The sequence below is a fragment of the Streptococcus sp. HMSC36C04 genome (assembly GCF_001839535.1).
Classification (GTDB): Bacteria; Bacillota; Bacilli; order Lactobacillales; family Streptococcaceae; genus Streptococcus; species Streptococcus hominis.
Map to the genome: position 1 here is coordinate 67,473 of NZ_KV841591.1, position 15,876 is coordinate 83,348.

At 39.5% G+C, this 15,876-nt stretch carries 17 protein-coding genes and 1 other annotated feature; of the genes, 15 read left to right on the forward strand and 2 right to left on the reverse strand.

From position 1 onward, the window contains the following. Positions 1 to 136: 136 nt before the first annotated feature. Positions 137 to 829 carry a YoaK family protein gene (locus HMPREF3249_RS04930; RefSeq protein ID WP_070867505.1) on the reverse strand — a complete coding sequence of 231 codons (693 nt, stop codon included), beginning with the start codon at positions 827 to 829 and terminating at the stop codon, positions 137 to 139. 346 nt (positions 830 to 1,175) lie between these two features. Between HMPREF3249_RS04930 and HMPREF3249_RS04935 the strand changes: the two genes are divergently transcribed. The 15 genes from HMPREF3249_RS04935 (at position 1,176) to HMPREF3249_RS05000 (ending at position 14,878) form a co-directional block, all read left to right on the forward strand. Then, entirely contained in the window at positions 1,176 to 2,252 is a 1,077-nt protein-coding gene (locus HMPREF3249_RS04935) for an aspartate-semialdehyde dehydrogenase (protein WP_070867506.1), read from the forward strand. A gap of 54 nt (positions 2,253 to 2,306) precedes the next feature. Continuing rightward, the gene (gene dapA, locus HMPREF3249_RS04940) at positions 2,307 to 3,188 is read left to right on the forward strand and encodes a 4-hydroxy-tetrahydrodipicolinate synthase (RefSeq protein ID WP_070867507.1); all 882 of its coding nucleotides are present in this window, start codon (positions 2,307 to 2,309) and stop codon (positions 3,186 to 3,188) included. Positions 3,189 to 3,479: 291 nt separating this feature from the next. Next, positions 3,480 to 3,746, forward strand: coding sequence for a MerR family transcriptional regulator (locus HMPREF3249_RS09650; RefSeq protein ID WP_257369208.1), 267 nt, complete (start codon positions 3,480 to 3,482; stop codon positions 3,744 to 3,746). Continuing rightward, positions 3,743 to 4,330 (forward strand): hypothetical protein, encoded by a 588-nt coding sequence (locus tag HMPREF3249_RS04945; protein ID WP_257369209.1) that lies wholly within the window; start codon positions 3,743 to 3,745, stop codon positions 4,328 to 4,330. Before HMPREF3249_RS09650 ends, HMPREF3249_RS04945 begins: the two co-directional genes overlap by 4 nt. Positions 4,331 to 4,475: 145 nt before the next feature. Then, positions 4,476 to 4,610, forward strand: a sequence feature (ribosomal protein L10 leader region). Between the two features lie 38 nt (positions 4,611 to 4,648). Then, positions 4,649 to 5,149: a 50S ribosomal protein L10 gene (gene rplJ / locus HMPREF3249_RS04950; protein ID WP_003029380.1), complete on the forward strand. Its 501-nt coding sequence runs from the start codon at positions 4,649 to 4,651 to the stop codon at positions 5,147 to 5,149. A 70-nt stretch (positions 5,150 to 5,219) separates the two neighbouring features. Next, complete coding sequence (gene rplL / locus HMPREF3249_RS04955; protein ID WP_059220797.1) at positions 5,220 to 5,588, forward strand: 50S ribosomal protein L7/L12; 369 nt, start codon at positions 5,220 to 5,222, stop codon at positions 5,586 to 5,588. A gap of 197 nt (positions 5,589 to 5,785) precedes the next feature. Beyond that, positions 5,786 to 6,304, forward strand: coding sequence for a ribosome maturation factor RimM (rimM, locus tag HMPREF3249_RS04960; RefSeq protein WP_003042729.1), 519 nt, complete (start codon positions 5,786 to 5,788; stop codon positions 6,302 to 6,304). Next, positions 6,294 to 7,019 carry a tRNA (guanosine(37)-N1)-methyltransferase TrmD gene (gene trmD, locus HMPREF3249_RS04965; protein WP_049533869.1) on the forward strand — a complete coding sequence of 242 codons (726 nt, stop codon included), beginning with the start codon at positions 6,294 to 6,296 and terminating at the stop codon, positions 7,017 to 7,019. The genes rimM and trmD overlap by 11 nt, the downstream gene beginning before the upstream one ends. Positions 7,020 to 7,161: 142 nt before the next feature. Next, the gene (locus HMPREF3249_RS04970) at positions 7,162 to 8,085 is read left to right on the forward strand and encodes a metal ABC transporter solute-binding protein, Zn/Mn family (RefSeq protein ID WP_059220795.1); all 924 of its coding nucleotides are present in this window, start codon (positions 7,162 to 7,164) and stop codon (positions 8,083 to 8,085) included. An 8-nt stretch (positions 8,086 to 8,093) separates the two neighbouring features. After that, the gene (locus tag HMPREF3249_RS04975) at positions 8,094 to 10,715 is read left to right on the forward strand and encodes a pneumococcal-type histidine triad protein (protein ID WP_049533818.1); all 2,622 of its coding nucleotides are present in this window, start codon (positions 8,094 to 8,096) and stop codon (positions 10,713 to 10,715) included. 430 nt (positions 10,716 to 11,145) lie between these two features. After that, positions 11,146 to 11,769, forward strand: coding sequence for an SAP domain-containing protein (locus HMPREF3249_RS04980; protein ID WP_049533870.1), 624 nt, complete (start codon positions 11,146 to 11,148; stop codon positions 11,767 to 11,769). A 66-nt stretch (positions 11,770 to 11,835) separates the two neighbouring features. After that, positions 11,836 to 12,333, forward strand: coding sequence for a GAF domain-containing protein (locus HMPREF3249_RS04985; protein WP_049514024.1), 498 nt, complete (start codon positions 11,836 to 11,838; stop codon positions 12,331 to 12,333). Continuing rightward, a complete protein-coding gene (dnaX, locus tag HMPREF3249_RS04990) occupies positions 12,333 to 13,997 on the forward strand; it encodes a DNA polymerase III subunit gamma/tau (RefSeq protein WP_059220793.1) in 1,665 nt (554 codons plus the stop codon). The genes HMPREF3249_RS04985 and dnaX overlap by 1 nt, the downstream gene beginning before the upstream one ends. 38 nt (positions 13,998 to 14,035) lie before the next feature. Beyond that, the gene (locus HMPREF3249_RS04995; protein ID WP_003024260.1) at positions 14,036 to 14,230 is read left to right on the forward strand and encodes a DUF3272 family protein; all 195 of its coding nucleotides are present in this window, start codon (positions 14,036 to 14,038) and stop codon (positions 14,228 to 14,230) included. A gap of 231 nt (positions 14,231 to 14,461) precedes the next feature. Beyond that, on the forward strand, positions 14,462 to 14,878 hold the full coding sequence (locus tag HMPREF3249_RS05000) for a YjdF family protein (RefSeq protein WP_003036787.1): 417 nt from the start codon (positions 14,462 to 14,464) through the stop codon (positions 14,876 to 14,878). Between the two features lie 61 nt (positions 14,879 to 14,939). Here HMPREF3249_RS05000 and birA read toward each other — a convergent pair whose 3' ends face one another. After that, entirely contained in the window at positions 14,940 to 15,875 is a 936-nt protein-coding gene (gene birA, locus HMPREF3249_RS05005; RefSeq protein ID WP_049533826.1) for a bifunctional biotin--[acetyl-CoA-carboxylase] ligase/biotin operon repressor BirA, read from the reverse strand. Position 15,876 lies beyond the last annotated feature (1 nt).

Here is a 15,876-nt window from a genome sequence, read left to right on the forward strand (position 1 = left end):
ATAAATGAAATATCGCAGGCAAGTATTGATGAACTAGCAAAAACCGAACCAATTCTCTTTGTGAGCATTACCCAAGAGGATTGGTTCGGTTTTTTTCTTACTTAGCTCCTAGTTTGCTTTCGATTTTCATTAAGTGTTAGATATTTTTTTGCTCTAAGTGATGTATATGATTGTATCTAGTATAATGAATGATAATAATCGTCAAAATAGTAGTGACTGTCCAGATAGCGTATTGATGAATGAAACGTGTGAGAAATCCAGTAAAAATAGCACCGCCGATGAAACTAGTGACAATCATAGAGTAATTAGCCGCTTGCCTTCTAATAATATGTCTGCGGTCTTTAAAACGAATATACTCATACCAAGCAGTGACCATTCTCCGATAGTTTCCTGAAGTCATCATAATCATGTAGGGATAAGACTCAATTTTTGAGCCTGTATAAGTTAGCATGACCATTCCGGTAGAGGTTGCAAGCAATATCACCCAGATAAAATAATGAGAATGAAAGAAAGGAAAGAGGAAAGTCGTGAGAGTTAACGGTAAGACTCCCCAAGTACGCCAATGTGAGCTTTGCGCCCGTTCCTTAAGTAGAATACCGAGGACAAAGCCACAGGTAAAGAAGATAAGCGAAAGAATACGATAAGCAGTCTTTACGGTCGGCCCATCCCAATCGGCTACAATTAAAATAATATTCCCTGTCTGAGTGGCGATTAGTGTACTAAATTGTATATGCGAAAAAACGTCTAGGCAACCACCCACAGCTCCGAGCAAGAGAGCCATTGTTCGCCTATCTTGAGGCATGGGGACAGGCTGTTTCGTAGTATCCATAACTTTATCCTCCTAAAGATTATTTTACTCTTTTAAGGCACCAATTTCAAATATGGATAAGCTAGAAAATCTCTCATAAAAAATAGTTTGACTTTTAGGATTTTCTATAGTAGAATGCTAGATATGCGATGAGTCGATAGGTGGCGCAAACCACATATTGAGCATGGGAGGTCATATACGCAGGAGCGGACCTTGATGAGTTGTGTGAACCTGCTCATCACACGTAAGTGCCCTCAATCCCTACTTTTTAGTGGGGATTTTTTTCTTATAAGTCTTTTCAATTCTTTAGAAAAGTAGTATAATACCAGCAATACACAAATTTTTTGAAAATTCAGAGAGGTATGTTATGGGATACACAGTTGCTGTGGTAGGTGCTACAGGTGCCGTTGGAGCTCAAATGATCAAAATGCTGGAAGAATCAACTCTTCCGATTGAGAAAGTACGCTACTTGGCTTCAGCTCGTTCAGCGGGGAAAGTTTTGAAATTTAAAGACCAAGACATCACAATTGAAGAAACAACGGAGACTGCCTTTGAAGGTGTAGATATCGCTCTCTTTTCAGCAGGCGGTTCAACTTCTGCCAAGTATGCTCCGTACGCTGTCAAGGCAGGAGCTGTTGTGGTGGATAACACCTCTTATTTCCGTCAGAATCCTGATGTTCCTTTGGTTGTACCAGAGGTCAATGCACATGCACTTGATGCTCATAACGGAATTATTGCCTGCCCCAATTGCTCCACTATCCAGATGATGGTGGCGCTGGAGCCTGTTCGTCAGAAATGGGGCTTAGAGCGCATCATCGTATCAACCTATCAAGCCGTGTCTGGAGCAGGTATGGGAGCTATCCTTGAGACTCAGCGTGAACTGCGTGAGGTCTTAAATGACGGAGTCGATCCGCGTGATGTTAAGGCTGAGATTTTGCCTTCCGGCGGCGACAAGAAACACTATCCGATTGCTTTTAATGCTCTTCCTCAAATTGATGTCTTTACGGACAATGACTACACCTACGAAGAGATGAAGATGACCAATGAAACCAAGAAGATCATGGAAGATGACACGATTGCGGTTTCTGCTACTTGTGTTCGTATCCCTGTTCTTTCAGCGCACTCAGAGTCTGTCTACATCGAGACAAAAGAAGTAGCGCCTATCGCAGAGGTCAAAGTAGCTATTGCCAATTTTCCTGGAGCAGTATTAGAGGATGATGTTGCTCATCAAATCTACCCTCAAGCTGTCAATGCTGTCGGCAAAAAAGAAACATTTGTTGGTCGTATCCGCAAAGATTTGGATGCTGAAAAAGGGGTTCATATGTGGGTGGTTTCAGACAACCTGCTCAAAGGTGCGGCTTGGAATTCTGTTCAAATTGCTGAGACCTTGCATGAACGTGGCTTGGTGCATCCAACAGCAGAGGTCATTTTCGAATTGAAGTAAAATGTGAGATAATATTTGTATAGTTGTATTTTGCAAGCTAGGAGGACGAGATTTATGTCTATAGAAGATTTAAAAAAAGCAAGAATTATAACAGCACTTGTAACACCGTTTAAAGAGGACGGTAGCATTAACTTTGAAGCTCTTCCTAAGCTGATTGAGCACCTTCTAGCGCATCATACAGAAGGACTGATTATCGCAGGAACGACAGGTGAAAGCCCAACTCTGACGCATGAAGAGGAGCTAGAATTATTTGCAGAGGTTCAAAAGATTGTAAAAGGGCGAGTTCCGTTGATAGCCGGAATTGGTACGAATGATACTCGAGATTCAGTTGAATTCGCGCGTGAAGTTGACAAATTTGGTGGTTTTGCTGCCGGACTTGCAGTGACTCCTTATTACAACAAACCGACTCAAGAAGGTCTATATCAGCATTATAAAGCGATTGCGGAAGCTTCAAATCTGCCAGTCATCGTTTATAATGTTCCTAGCCGAACGGTTGCTGGTTTGACAGTAGAAACTTCCTTGCGCTTGGCGCAGTTGCCAAATATTATTGCTATCAAAGACTGTACGGGTATAGATACTCTTACTCATTTGGTTGAAAACGCGCCACAGGACTTTCTAATTTATACTGGGGAAGACGGACAAGCTTTTCATGCAAAGGCAATTGGAGCACAGGGTGTTATATCTGTTGCGGCTCATACCAATGGTGATGATTTTTATGAAATGTTTTCAGCCTTAGATGAGGGCAATCTGAAAAAAGCTGCTCAGATTCAACGTCAGCTGTCACCAAAAATAGAAGCTCTCTTTTCTGTGACAAGCCCAGCACCACTTAAAGCTGTGCTAAATTCTCAAGGATTTGAAGTCGGACCACTCCGCCTCCCGCTTGTTGCCTGTACAGAGAAAGAAAAAGCCTCTATTCTTCCATTTTTTGAAGATTGAAATAAGCATTTTAGATTTGTAAAAAGTCGTAAAGATATTGTCAAAATTTATTGTGAAGTAGTTAATTTTTTCATTACGGAGGACTTTGGCATCTAATGCCTTTGATGAGGATGAATGCTGTTATTTGTATTCCTGTAAAGGCTTATTTACCAGCGATTCTGTTGAGATTTCAGTTGGATGTCTCCATTAATTATGTTTTTCATCACCGGATATTACGAGAAAATATTAAATAAAGGGCTTGACCTGTCCGTTAGGGGCTGGGGTATTATCTAATTGAGGAGGTGGTGCATCATGTTGAGAAATGAAATTCAAAATAAAACTGGTTTGACCAGAAAAGCAATTGAGTACTACGAGGAAAAAGGATTGATTAAGCCTTTGAAATTAGAAAATGGTTATCGAGATTATAGCGAAGAAGACATGAAAATCTTGAGTAAGATATCTTTATTTAGAAAAGTTGGGCTTAGTGTATCTGAGATAAAAGAATATTTATCTTCAAATGGGAATTCATTATCTCCATACTTAGAAGAAAACAACATCAGCTGGATATTGAACAAATGAGGAGAGAGGTTATTGAGCTAATCGTTAAGAAAGAAAGCCAGACTCTTATTGATGATAAGATAGCTTTGATCGAAGCAGAAGAAAGTATTTATGAGAGATTGGAAAAAATATTTCCAGGACATTTTGGACAATTAATTTTTTCTGCATACCAGCCATTTTTGAATGAACATTTAAGAGAGGATGGAAAAGAAGCTTATAAAAAATTTGTTAACTATCTAGATAGCCTTCCTTCTTTTAACCTTAGTAAAGAAGAACAAGATTATATTGAAGAAGTAAGCTCTGCTTTTGATATGAAAGTACTAAAAGAAGTTAATGCGTCAAAAATTGAAGCAATAGAAAATGCCGAAAAGTGGCTAACAGAAAATAAGAATATTATAGCTCAATATCAAGATTATAAAAATAGCGACAATTATAAAAATAGTCCTATGAAAACAATTCAAGATAAATTACAAACATTTATGTTAGACAATAAATATTATGAAATAGCAATTCCACTAATAAGGAAATTTAGTAAGAGTTATAATCAGTATTACAAAAAAACGCTTATTACAAACGAGCAATATTTGAAGGCTAGAGATTTATAAGAGTATAAGGCATCTACTCCGAGTGAGCTGGTGCTTTTTTCAAAAATTTAATGTATCTGCTTACCCCAAAGGATAGACTTTCACTTTATTATAAAAAGATTATCAAAAACTCTTGCAATCTTTTTTTTCTTATGTTACAATCATTAATGGTTTGAAAAAACTGCCTAAGACAGTAGGGGAGCTCGACTCATAAAGATCCTACCGAGGACAAAACGGATCATGTAAAAGAAACGTATTGTACTTTCGTGTCTAGGTTTGGGCGCGTTTTTCTTTTGGAAAAATTCCCCAAGCAAAATAATTACGGAGGTGAAACACTAAATGAGTGAAGCAAGTATTGCTAAAAAAGCGGAACTAGTTGATGTAGTTGCTGAAAAAATGAAAGCAGCTGCAAGTATCGTTGTTGTGGATGCTCGTGGTCTTACAGTTGAACAAGACACAGTTCTTCGTCGTAATCTTCGTGGAAGCGAAGTTGAGTATAAAGTTATCAAAAACTCAATCTTACGTCGTGCAGCTGAAAAAGCTGGACTTGAAGGCCTTGCTGATGCTTTTGTTGGACCATCTGCTGTTGCATTTTCAAATGAAGATGTTGTAGCACCAGCAAAAATCATCAATGATTTTACTAAAGAAGCTGATGCACTTGAAATTAAAGGTGGAGCTATTGAAGGTGCTGTTGCATCTAAAGAAGAAATTGTTGCTCTTGCAACTCTTCCAAACCGCGAAGGACTTCTATCTATGCTACTATCTGTACTTCAAGCGCCAGTTCGCAACGTTGCTCTCGCAGTCAAAGCTGTTGCAGACAACAAAGAAGAAGCGGCTTAATGTTAAGTTGCGCGTAGCCTATGCTACAAACTAATAATAAATAACGAAAATATATTTGGAGGAAATAACAATGGCATTGAACATTGAAAATATTATTGCTGAAATTAAAGAAGCTTCAATCCTTGAATTGAACGACCTTGTAAAAGCTATCGAAGAAGAATTTGGTGTAACTGCAGCTGCTCCTGTAGCTGTAGCTGCTGCTGGTGCTGGTGAAGCTGCCGCTGCGAAAGATTCATTTGATGTTGAATTGACTGCAGCAGGCGACAAGAAAGTCGGCGTTATCAAAGCTGTTCGTGAAATTACAGGTCTTGGTCTTAAAGAAGCTAAAGAATTGGTTGACGGAGCACCAACTGTTGTTAAAGAAGGTGTTGCAACTGCGGAAGCAGAAGAAATCAAAGCTAAATTGGAAGAAGCTGGAGCTTCAGTTACTCTTAAATAAGAAGCACATAGCAATTTGATTGCGGAAGCCTAATAAATCAAGGTTTTAAGGTTGCTTAAGGCGATTTAAAATTAGAGGAATGATGTTATTCCCCAATGACCCTACTAAGGATTTATCTTGGTGGGGTTTTTGTTTTCTTGAGAATTCCCTTTATTCATGATAGAATAAATAGGATAATGCTAGTATTTGGAGAGAAAATGAACTATTATAATGTTGGAAAAATTGTAAATACGCAAGGTTTGCAAGGTGAAATGCGTGTACTATCGGTGACGGATTTTGCAGAGGAACGTTTTAAAAAGGGAAGTATGTTGGCCCTTTTTGATAAGAAAGATAATTTTGTCATGAATGTGGAAATTGCTAGTCATCGTAAGATGAAAAATTTTGATATTATCAAATTCAAAGGAATGTACCATATCAATGACATTGAGAAATATCGTGATTTTACTTTGAAAGTGGCTGAAGAAGATTTATCGGATTTAGATGAGGGCGAATTTTATTATCATGAAATTATTGGCTTAAATGTTTATGAACAGGATATTTTGATTGGAACCATTAAAGAAATTTTGCAGCCGGGTGCCAATGATGTCTGGGTGGTAAAGCGTAAAGGTAAGCGCGATTTACTCTTGCCTTATATTCCACCTGTTGTGCTGAATATTGATCTTGAAAATAATCGAGTAGATGTGGAAATTCCGGAAGGGCTGGATGATGAAGATTGATATTTTAACATTATTTCCGGAGATGTTTGCCCCTTTAGAGCATTCAATAGTTGGCAAGGCGCGCGAAAAAGGATTACTAGAGATTCACTATCATAACTTTCGGGAAAATGCAGAGAAATCACGACATGTTGATGATGAGCCTTATGGAGGCGGTCAAGGAATGTTGCTTAGAGCGCAACCGATTTTTGATGCTTATGATGCGATTGAAAAAAAGCAACCACGGGTTATTTTGTTAGATCCCGCTGGTCGTACTTTTGATCAAGCCTATGCGGAAGAGCTTTCCCAAGAAGAAGAATTGATTTTTATTTGTGGGCATTATGAAGGCTACGATGAGCGGATTAAAAGGTTGGTGACGGACGAAGTTTCGCTTGGAGACTATGTCTTAACAGGTGGAGAATTGGCTGCTATGACGATAATCGATGCGACAGTACGGCTGATTCCTGAAGTTCTTGGTAAGGAAGTTAGTCATACTGATGACAGTTTTTCATCAGGTCTTTTAGAATATCCTCAATATACGCGCCCTTATGATTTTCGTGGAATGGTTGTGCCAGATATTTTGATGAGTGGTCATCATGAAAATATTCGAAAATGGCGTCTGTATGAGAGTTTGAAAAAGACTTATGAACGTCGTCCAGATTTATTAGAAAAATATGAATTAACAGCCGAAGAAACTGAAATGCTGGAAGAGATTCGTAAAGAAAAAAGCGATTGGTAAGAGTAAAAGTTTTCTAATGTTATTTAGAAAGCTTTTTTATTATTGTTAAAAAACAGATAAAAAATTCTTGACAGCTAATTTCTATCATGGTATCATATTAACCAGTTAATGAACTGGTTAAATACTAGTTAAGGAGTGATATATGAAATTAAGGAAATATTTATTTTCTATTTTTGTGGTAGGATTGACTTTGTTGTTGACAGCGTGCGGTGCAGGTAGCAAAAAGCAGAGCAAGGGAATGAAAATTGTAACAAGTTTTTACCCGATTTATGCCATGGTTAAAGAAGTGTCTGGGGATTTGAATGATGTTCGGATGATTCAGTCAAGCACGGGAATTCATTCTTTTGAGCCATCGGCGAATGATGTAGCTGCTATCTATGATGCGGATGTCTTTGTTTACCATTCTCATACGTTAGAATCTTGGGCTGGAAGTTTAGATCCGAGTTTGAAAAAATCTAAAGTGAAGGTACTTGAAGCTTCAGAAGGGATGAAGCTGGAGCGTGTGCCGGGATTAGAAGATGTAGCTGCTGGTGAAGGAGTGGATGAAAAGACTCTTTACGATCCACACACGTGGTTAGACCCAGAAAAAGTGGCAGAAGAAGCACAGATTATCGCTGATAAACTTTCGAAGATTGATAGTAAAAATAAAGAAACCTATCAAAAAAACGCGAAAGAGCTGGCGGGTAAGGCAAAAGAATTGACTAAAAAATATCAACCGATTTTCAAAGCTGCAAGGCAAAAAACATTTGTGACTCAGCATACTGCCTTTTCTTATTTGGCGAAGCGATTTGGATTGAGGCAGTTGGGGATTGCCGGGATTTCTCCAGAGCAGGAACCAAGTCCGCGCCAATTGACGGAAATTGAAGAATTTGTCAAAACTTATAAAGTTAAAACCATTTTTGTGGAAAGTAATGCTTCATCAAAAGTTGCGAAAACTTTGGTCAAATCTACAGGCGTTAAACTAAAACAATTAAACCCTTTGGAAGCTGATCCGCAAAATAATCATACTTATCTTGAAAATCTAGAAGCCAATCTAGCGACATTGGCAAAAGAATTGAAAAAATGAGGAGAATCATGAAGAAAAAATATCTTATCGGTTCTGTTGCAGTTGTTGTCCTAAGTTTGTGTAGCTATGAGCTGGGGCGTCATCAGACAGTATCTAGCAAGGAAAATAACCGTGTTGCTTATGTAAATGGAAAATCTAAAGCAAACAAGGGCAAGCAAGCAGAGAATTTGTCGCCTGATGAAGTGAGCGCAAAAGAAGGAATCAATGCGGAACAGATTGTTGTCAAAATTACAGACCAAGGTTACGTAACTTCTCACGGTGATCATTATCATTATTATAATGGGAAAGTCCCTTATGATGCGATTATCAGTGAAGAGCTGATTATGCGGGATCCAAACTATACCTTGCAGCAGTCTGATATTATCAACGAAGTGAAAGATGGCTACATTATCAAGGTAAATGGGAAATATTATCTTTACTTGAAAGATCCAAATCATACCAGTAATGTTCGTACAAAAGAAGAAATTGCTCGCCAAAGGGCAGAATATAGTGGCAAAGGCCATAAGGGAGCGAAAGGTGGTGCTGTAACAACAGCTGTCAAAGAAGCTCGTGCGCAAGGACGTTATACGACGGATGATGGCTATGTTTTCAATCCGACAGATGTGATAGAAGATACTGGAGATGGCTTCATCGTACCACATGGTAATCATTTCCATTATATTCCAAAGAAAGATTTGTCTCCTAGTGAGTTAGCTGCTGCTCAGAGCTATTGGGACAATAAACACAAATCTGGCGGTACGACATCAACTCCGAGTCCAAGTCCAACGCCATCAAGACCATCAAATGGCGGAACTACACTACCTTCTATCCATTACCAACCATCAACGCCGGGAACACAGACTCATCAGGGCAATAATCATCATGCGCAGCCATCACAACCAAGTCATCAGAATACTCCATCTGCTCATCAAGAAATCATCAATCTGTTAAAACAACTGTACTTGATGCCGTTAAACCAACGTCATGTGGAATCTGATGGTTTGATATTTGACCCGGCACAGATTACTAAAAAATCTTCTAGTGGGGTGGCAGTGCCACATGGTAATCATTATCATTTCATTTACTATAGTCAAATGTCGCCACTAGAAGAAAAAATTTCGCGGATGATTGTTCCTGGTACGGACTATTCAGAAGCGAAAAAGCTAGCTGGTCAAAGTAATCAACAGACAAACCCAAGTAAACCGAACCAAGATACGGGCAAGGACCAAACACAGCCAAACAAACCTAATGATGGCAAGCAAACTGAGCCAAGCAAAGAGCCTGAAAAGCCAAAAGAAGAACCATCTGAGACAGAAGTGACGGATGAACAGATTCAAACCTTTATCAATAAGGCTGAAAGTTTGATGAGTAAGGTGACAAATGCTAGTCAAAAGGCAAGCTTTGAAGAGCAACTCGCTGGTATCAAATCTGGCTTCACTCTTGGAACAGAAGAAAAAGCAACAGTGCTTCAAAAAGTGAAAGATTTGTTGTCTGAAATCGTCAAGGCGGTTGAACCGGAAACACAAGCGGGACTGACAAAGAAAAATGCTGAAATCGTTGCTGCTTTCAAGAAAGTCTTAACACCAATTCGTCAAACGCTTGAAAGCAAAGGGGATAAAGCACAACTGGCAACGGTTGAAGACCTCATGCAACAGGCTGCCAATCCGAATGTGGATAAGCTTGCCTTATTGGATAAGGTTTTGAAATTGTCAAGTGAGGTACAGCACCCTGACCGCGCAGGCAAAGCAAATTCGCAAATTGCTTATACGGCTGATGAAGTAGCATTAGCTAAAGCTGCAGGTCGTTATGCAACATCGGACGGTTATATCTTTGATCCGCATGATGTGACAGAGGAGCAGGGAGATGGCTACACTGCGCCACACATGACACACAGCCATTATATTCCTAAGAAAGATTTGTCAGAATCTGAGCGTAAGGCGACAGAAGAATATCTGAAAACCAAAGCGCCGAATGAAAAGAAAGAAGACAAGCCTAAAACTGATCCAAAGCAACCTCAAAAAGAAAGTGCGCAATCAATCTATGAACGCGTGACACCAGCTAAAAAAGTGCCGGTTGAGGCAATGCCATATCATACAGCTTATGTTGTGGATTACAAGAATGGGCAATTGATTATTCCGCACCATGATCACTATCACAATATTTCTCTCTCTTGGTTTGACGAAGGTCTTTACAACGCGCCAGAGGGTTATAGCATGGAAGATTTCCTTGCTACGGTGAAATATTATGTGCAAAATCCAAACGATCGTCCTCACTCTGATGATGGCTTTGGTAATGACAGCAACCATGGTAAGCAAAACCAATCAGATGATGGCAAGAATTATGCACCAAATGAAGAGTCAGAGGATAAGAAAGACGACTCTGCAAGTAAAGAGGTAGATGATGAAAAGGAAAATTCAGAAGGGACTGAAAAACCAACAGTTAATGCTGAAGAAGAAGCTGAAAAGGCACGCGCAGCAAGCTATGGATTGTCTCTGCAAGATTTCCGAGCAAAAATGATTAAAATTGCTTTTAAATATGGTTTGAGCTTAGAAAAGTTTACCTATCATCCTGCAAACAAGACGGTCAGCTATACTGATTTGACAGGAACTGTCAAGTCTATCAATGTACTCACAGGAGAATTGGTTTCTTAATAATGCACCCCTCAAGAGTTGGAAATTGACTTTCCAGCTCTTTTGTTATTCTATGTTTATAAAGGGAAGTTTATCTTGTCCGCCAGACGGATAAGATAAACTAAAAGAGATTCACTCCGTCCGCCGAGCAGACAAGCCAAACCAAAAGGAATTCATTCTGTCCGCCGAGCGAATAGAACAAACCAAAACTAATTTATCCTGTCCGAGGGTCGGATTGCTTCAACCAAAAGAGATTCACTCCGTCCGAGGGTCAGATTACTTCAACCAAAAGAGATTCACTCCATCCGAGGGTCGGATTGTCTCAATTAAAACTAATTCACTTCGTCCGACCCTCGAACGACTTTTTATAAACTAACAAATCTATCATTTTTGAGGAATGACTTTATTGGTGGTATAATAGGTTATGAAAAAGAGGGAAGGGAAACACATCATGTGGGATAGACCGGATTTTACAACGATAAAGACTTATCAAGAGTTTTCTCAATATTATTGGTATCGTGCAGAATTGGCAGACATTTGCAAACGATTGGGGAAGGAGCATTCAGGGGTCAAAAAAGAGCTAGAAGCACAAATCAAACAATATTTTGCAGGGAATGTTGCTCAAAAGAAAGTCCGTTTAAAGACTAAGAAAGAGAAAGATGTAGAGCTTACTTTAGACACGCCCTTACTTACTTGTGGTTTTGCCTTTAATACCCGATTTCGGGAGTTTTTCGCTCAGCAGATGGGTAGCAGTTCATTCAAGTTTACAGCGGACATGGCGGCAGCTTGGCGAAAGGTAAAAGCAGAAAAAGATGTTGAATTCACACTGCGAGATATGATAGCGATTTATCAAGGACAATCAAGCTATGCTCAATATGATACTTCTAGCTGTCAGTGGAATCAATTTGTCAAAGATTTCTGCGCTGACACAAGCAATGCTTCTTTTCAGCCTAAACTAAAAGTTGCCGCTATTCTTTGGCAGAAAGTAAAACATTCAACCGCTCCTAAAGTCTATCACCAGCAGCTAGTAAAGAACTTTTGGGATGATATTTCTATGTATTGGAAAAGGAAATAAGAAGAATGATTTGCCCACTTGCGAAAAAACAGTCACGAGGCTGTTTTTTTTGATATAATAGAAAGTATGAATCAATCAGAAAAAATTTCAAATTATCAATTACTTTTAGCACAACTTGAAGCATTACTAGAAGGCGAAAGCAATGCGTTGGCGAATCTCTCTAACAGCTCTGCTCTGCTAAACCAAGCCTTGCCTCATTCTGTCTTTACTGGCTTTTATCTTTATGACGGAAACGAGTTGGTGTTAGGTCCTTTTCAAGGGGGCGTTTCCTGCGTGCACATTGCTTTAGGAAAAGGTGTTTGCGGTGAAGCAGCAGCCAAACGGCAGACGATGATTGTAGAAGATGTGACCCAACATGGCAATTACATTTCCTGTGATAGCAGAGCTCGCAGCGAGATTGTAGTACCAATGGTCAAAAACGACAGCCTAGTAGGGGTGTTGGATTTGGATTCTCATCTGGTGGCAGATTATGATGAGATTGACCGAGAATATCTGGAAAATTTTGTGGCTCTCTTACTAGAGAAAACAAGTTGGAATTTTGAAATGTTTGGAGACAAAGCCTAATGTATCAAGCTTTATATCGAAAATACAGAAGCCAAACCTTCGGTCAGCTAGTTGGGCAGGAGGTTGTGGCGACAACCTTGCAGCAGGCAGTTGAACAGGATAAAATCAGTCATGCCTATCTCTTTTCAGGTCCCAGAGGGACAGGAAAGACCAGCGTAGCCAAGATTTTTGCTAAGGCAATGAATTGCCCCAACCAAAAGGATGGAGAGCCTTGCAATGACTGTTATATTTGCCAAGCCATTACCGAAGGAAGCCTAGAAGATGTCATTGAGATTGACGCGGCTTCTAATAATGGTGTGGATGAAATCCGAGATATTCGTGACAAATCTACTTATGCTCCCAGTCTAGCGAAGCACAAGGTTTATATCATTGATGAGGTTCACATGCTCTCAACAGGCGCTTTTAATGCGCTTCTTAAGACTTTGGAAGAGCCGACAGAGAATGTTGTCTTTATTTTAGCAACGACAGAGCTGCATAAAATACCAGCAACCATTCTCTCGCGTGTTCAGCGCTTTGAGTTCAAGTCGATTAAGACCAAAGATATTGTAGAACACATTGAGTGGATTTTGCAGCAAGAAAATATTGACTTTGAAAATGAAGCGGTGCAGATTATCGCAAGACGAGCAGAAGGTGGGATGCGGGATGCCTTATCTATCTTGGACCAAGCCCTCAGCTTGACTCAAGACAATCAGCTGACAACGGCTATTTCTGAAGAAATCACGGGTTCTATCAGTTTAGGAGCATTAGACGCGTATGTAGCAGCTGTATTAGCGCATGATACGTCAGTGGCATTAAAAAATCTTGATGTCATATTCGACAGCGGCAAAAATATGGCTCGTTTTGTCACAGACTTGCTGCAATATCTTAGAGACTTGCTCATTGTTAAAACAGGTGGTGGAAATACGCATACGAGCGAAAGCTTTTTAGAAAACCTCAAGACTCCGCAAGAAAGATTGTTTGAGTTGATTGAGATTGCAACGAAGAGCCTTGCGGAAATCAAGAACAGCTTGCAACCCAAGATTTATACAGAAATGATGACCATTCGACTGGCAGAAGGGCAAGATAAAGCAGAATTACCCTCCAATATAGCAGGCGAGATAGAAACGCTCAAAGAAGAAATCAGCCAGCTTAAAAATCAATTGGCAAGTTTGCAGTCAAGTTCCGCACCTAGTAAGCCAGTACAGGCAACACGCTCAGCCAAAACAAGCAAGGGTTATCGAGTAGACCGCCATAAAGTGAATGCCATTCTGCAAGAAGCAGTTGAAAATCCTAGCCTGGCTCGCAGTAATTTAACCAAGTTGCAGAATGCTTGGGGAGAAATTATTGAAAGTTTAGCCGGAGCAGATAAGGCACTTTTAGTCGGCTCACAACCCGTCGCAGCTAACGAAAACCACGCTATTCTTGCATTTGAGTCAAGCTTTAATGCAGAACAGACCATGAAACGGGAAAATCTCAACACCATGTTTGGGAATTTATTAAGCAATGCTGCTGGATTTTCACCAGACATCTTAGCGGTTTCTATGACAGAATGGACAGAGATTCGGGCTGAATTTTCGGCTAAAGCGCGTGGAGAAAATGCACCACAAGCTGAAGAAAAAGAGAATACGGTCATTCCAGAAGGATTTGATTTCTTAGCGGAAAAAATTACCGTTCAAGAGGACTGAATTTAGATTTTTCTGCTGTTTCGTGCTATAATAGAATCATGACAAGACAACAATTTCTTACAACAGCTTTTTTCACAGCAATTGAAACGTATTTTTTTAACGAAGCAATGATGTCAGGACACTATTTATTTGCCGTTTTCTGGGCGCTTCTAGTGATTCGCAATTTACAGGTGAGCTATGTCATGGGTAAAATAGTGGACGAAATTGACAAACATATCAAACGTAAAAAATAACAAGAAAGGTTGGGGCGAAAATCCTCAACCTTTTCTTTTCAATTTGAAAAAATATTCTGCTTGCTGTAAAATAAAAGTGCAAAGATAAAAACACAGTTTCGGTTGGTAGTCCGAACATATTCGTGACAGGCTAGATTTGTTTTTCTAATGACAATTGAAGTAGGTCACGACTATCAGTAACCCTCCTCCTTGGTTGTCCCTTCTTTGTAATGTATTTAAGGAGGATGCTGTATGGAACATGTTTCATTAGAATTGACCATATACTTTGAAAATGGCTTTTATTATGGCCTATTTGAGCAAGAAAATGCTCAAGGTTTGTCCGTTTGTCGGGTGACATTTGGAGTTGAGCCCCAAATGAACGAGGTTTTGGAATTTGTTAATCAGAAGTTTTCACAACTACAATTTAGCCCGGCTGTTGCACTAAAGAAAAAAAGACATTGTGCAAATCCCAAACGCTTGCAGCGATTAGCAAAAAAAGAAATGAAGCGTGAAAAACGCTCAACGAAATCACAAGATGCACTAAAACTGCAACAAGAGTTAGATAAACAAGCTAAACGTTCCAGATTGAAAGCTCAAAAAGAATATATGCAAAATAGAAAATTCCAATTAAAACAGCAAAAACGCAAAGAAAAGCACAAAGGTCATTGATTTTGTGCCGAAAAAAGAAGGAGACAAGTTGATGTTTATTCAATTTATCTCCTTCTTTTATTTACCAACTTGTTAAAGAAACTTCACCGCTGTTTAGCCACATTTCTTGTCCGGTATCTAATTGGATCAATAGCTGCCCGGTATCTGATATTTCCTTGGCAACTCCTTTGTAGTCTTTGTCATTTTGGCAAAAAGTGACCGTCCGACCTAAGACAAGGGAGTGTTGTTTGTAAAGGTAAATCAGCTCGTCTGGCTCACATTCATAAAAATCTTTCCAAATTTCAGCAATGAGTTCATTGCGTGTGATCGGTTGCTTTTCGTGGAAGAGAGAGGCAGCCCTATTTTTTAACTCTTTCGGAAAATCAGAGATTGCGAAATTGATGCCCACTCCAATAATCACATCAGTGACTAAGCCCGTCTCGACAGAAGTAATAGCTTCGGTTAAAATGCCGGCTATTTTCTTGCCCTTGTAGTAAATGTCATTGACCCATTTAATGTCCATTTCCATTAAAGTGAGGTCTTTAATAGCCTTATAAATGGCTCCAGCAGTCAGGATAGTATAGGCGGGAATTTGTTGAAAAGGGAGATTGGGTTTCAGATGAAGGGACATATAAATCCCGCCTTGATCTGGAGCAAAATAATTTCTGCCAAAGCGTCCACGACCAGCTGATTGATAGGAAGCAAGATAGAGCGTATTGGCAGGCTTACCAGCTTCAATACCAGCTTTGGCATCTAACTGAGTGGATTGGCAGTTTGGATTGAAGGAAACGTGGATGGGAGCAGCTTCTTCTATTTTTTTAGTAATCAGCAAGTCACCAGAGATGAGTTTATAACCTTTATTTTTTATGGATTCAATACGAATCCCTTCTTTTTCCAAACGCTGAATAGCTTTCCAGATAGAAGTGCGTGAAATTCCTAACTCCTGTGCTAATTTTTCACCGCTGATATAGTCAGATTCTCGACTTAAAATGTCAAATAAAATTTCGTATGTTTTCATT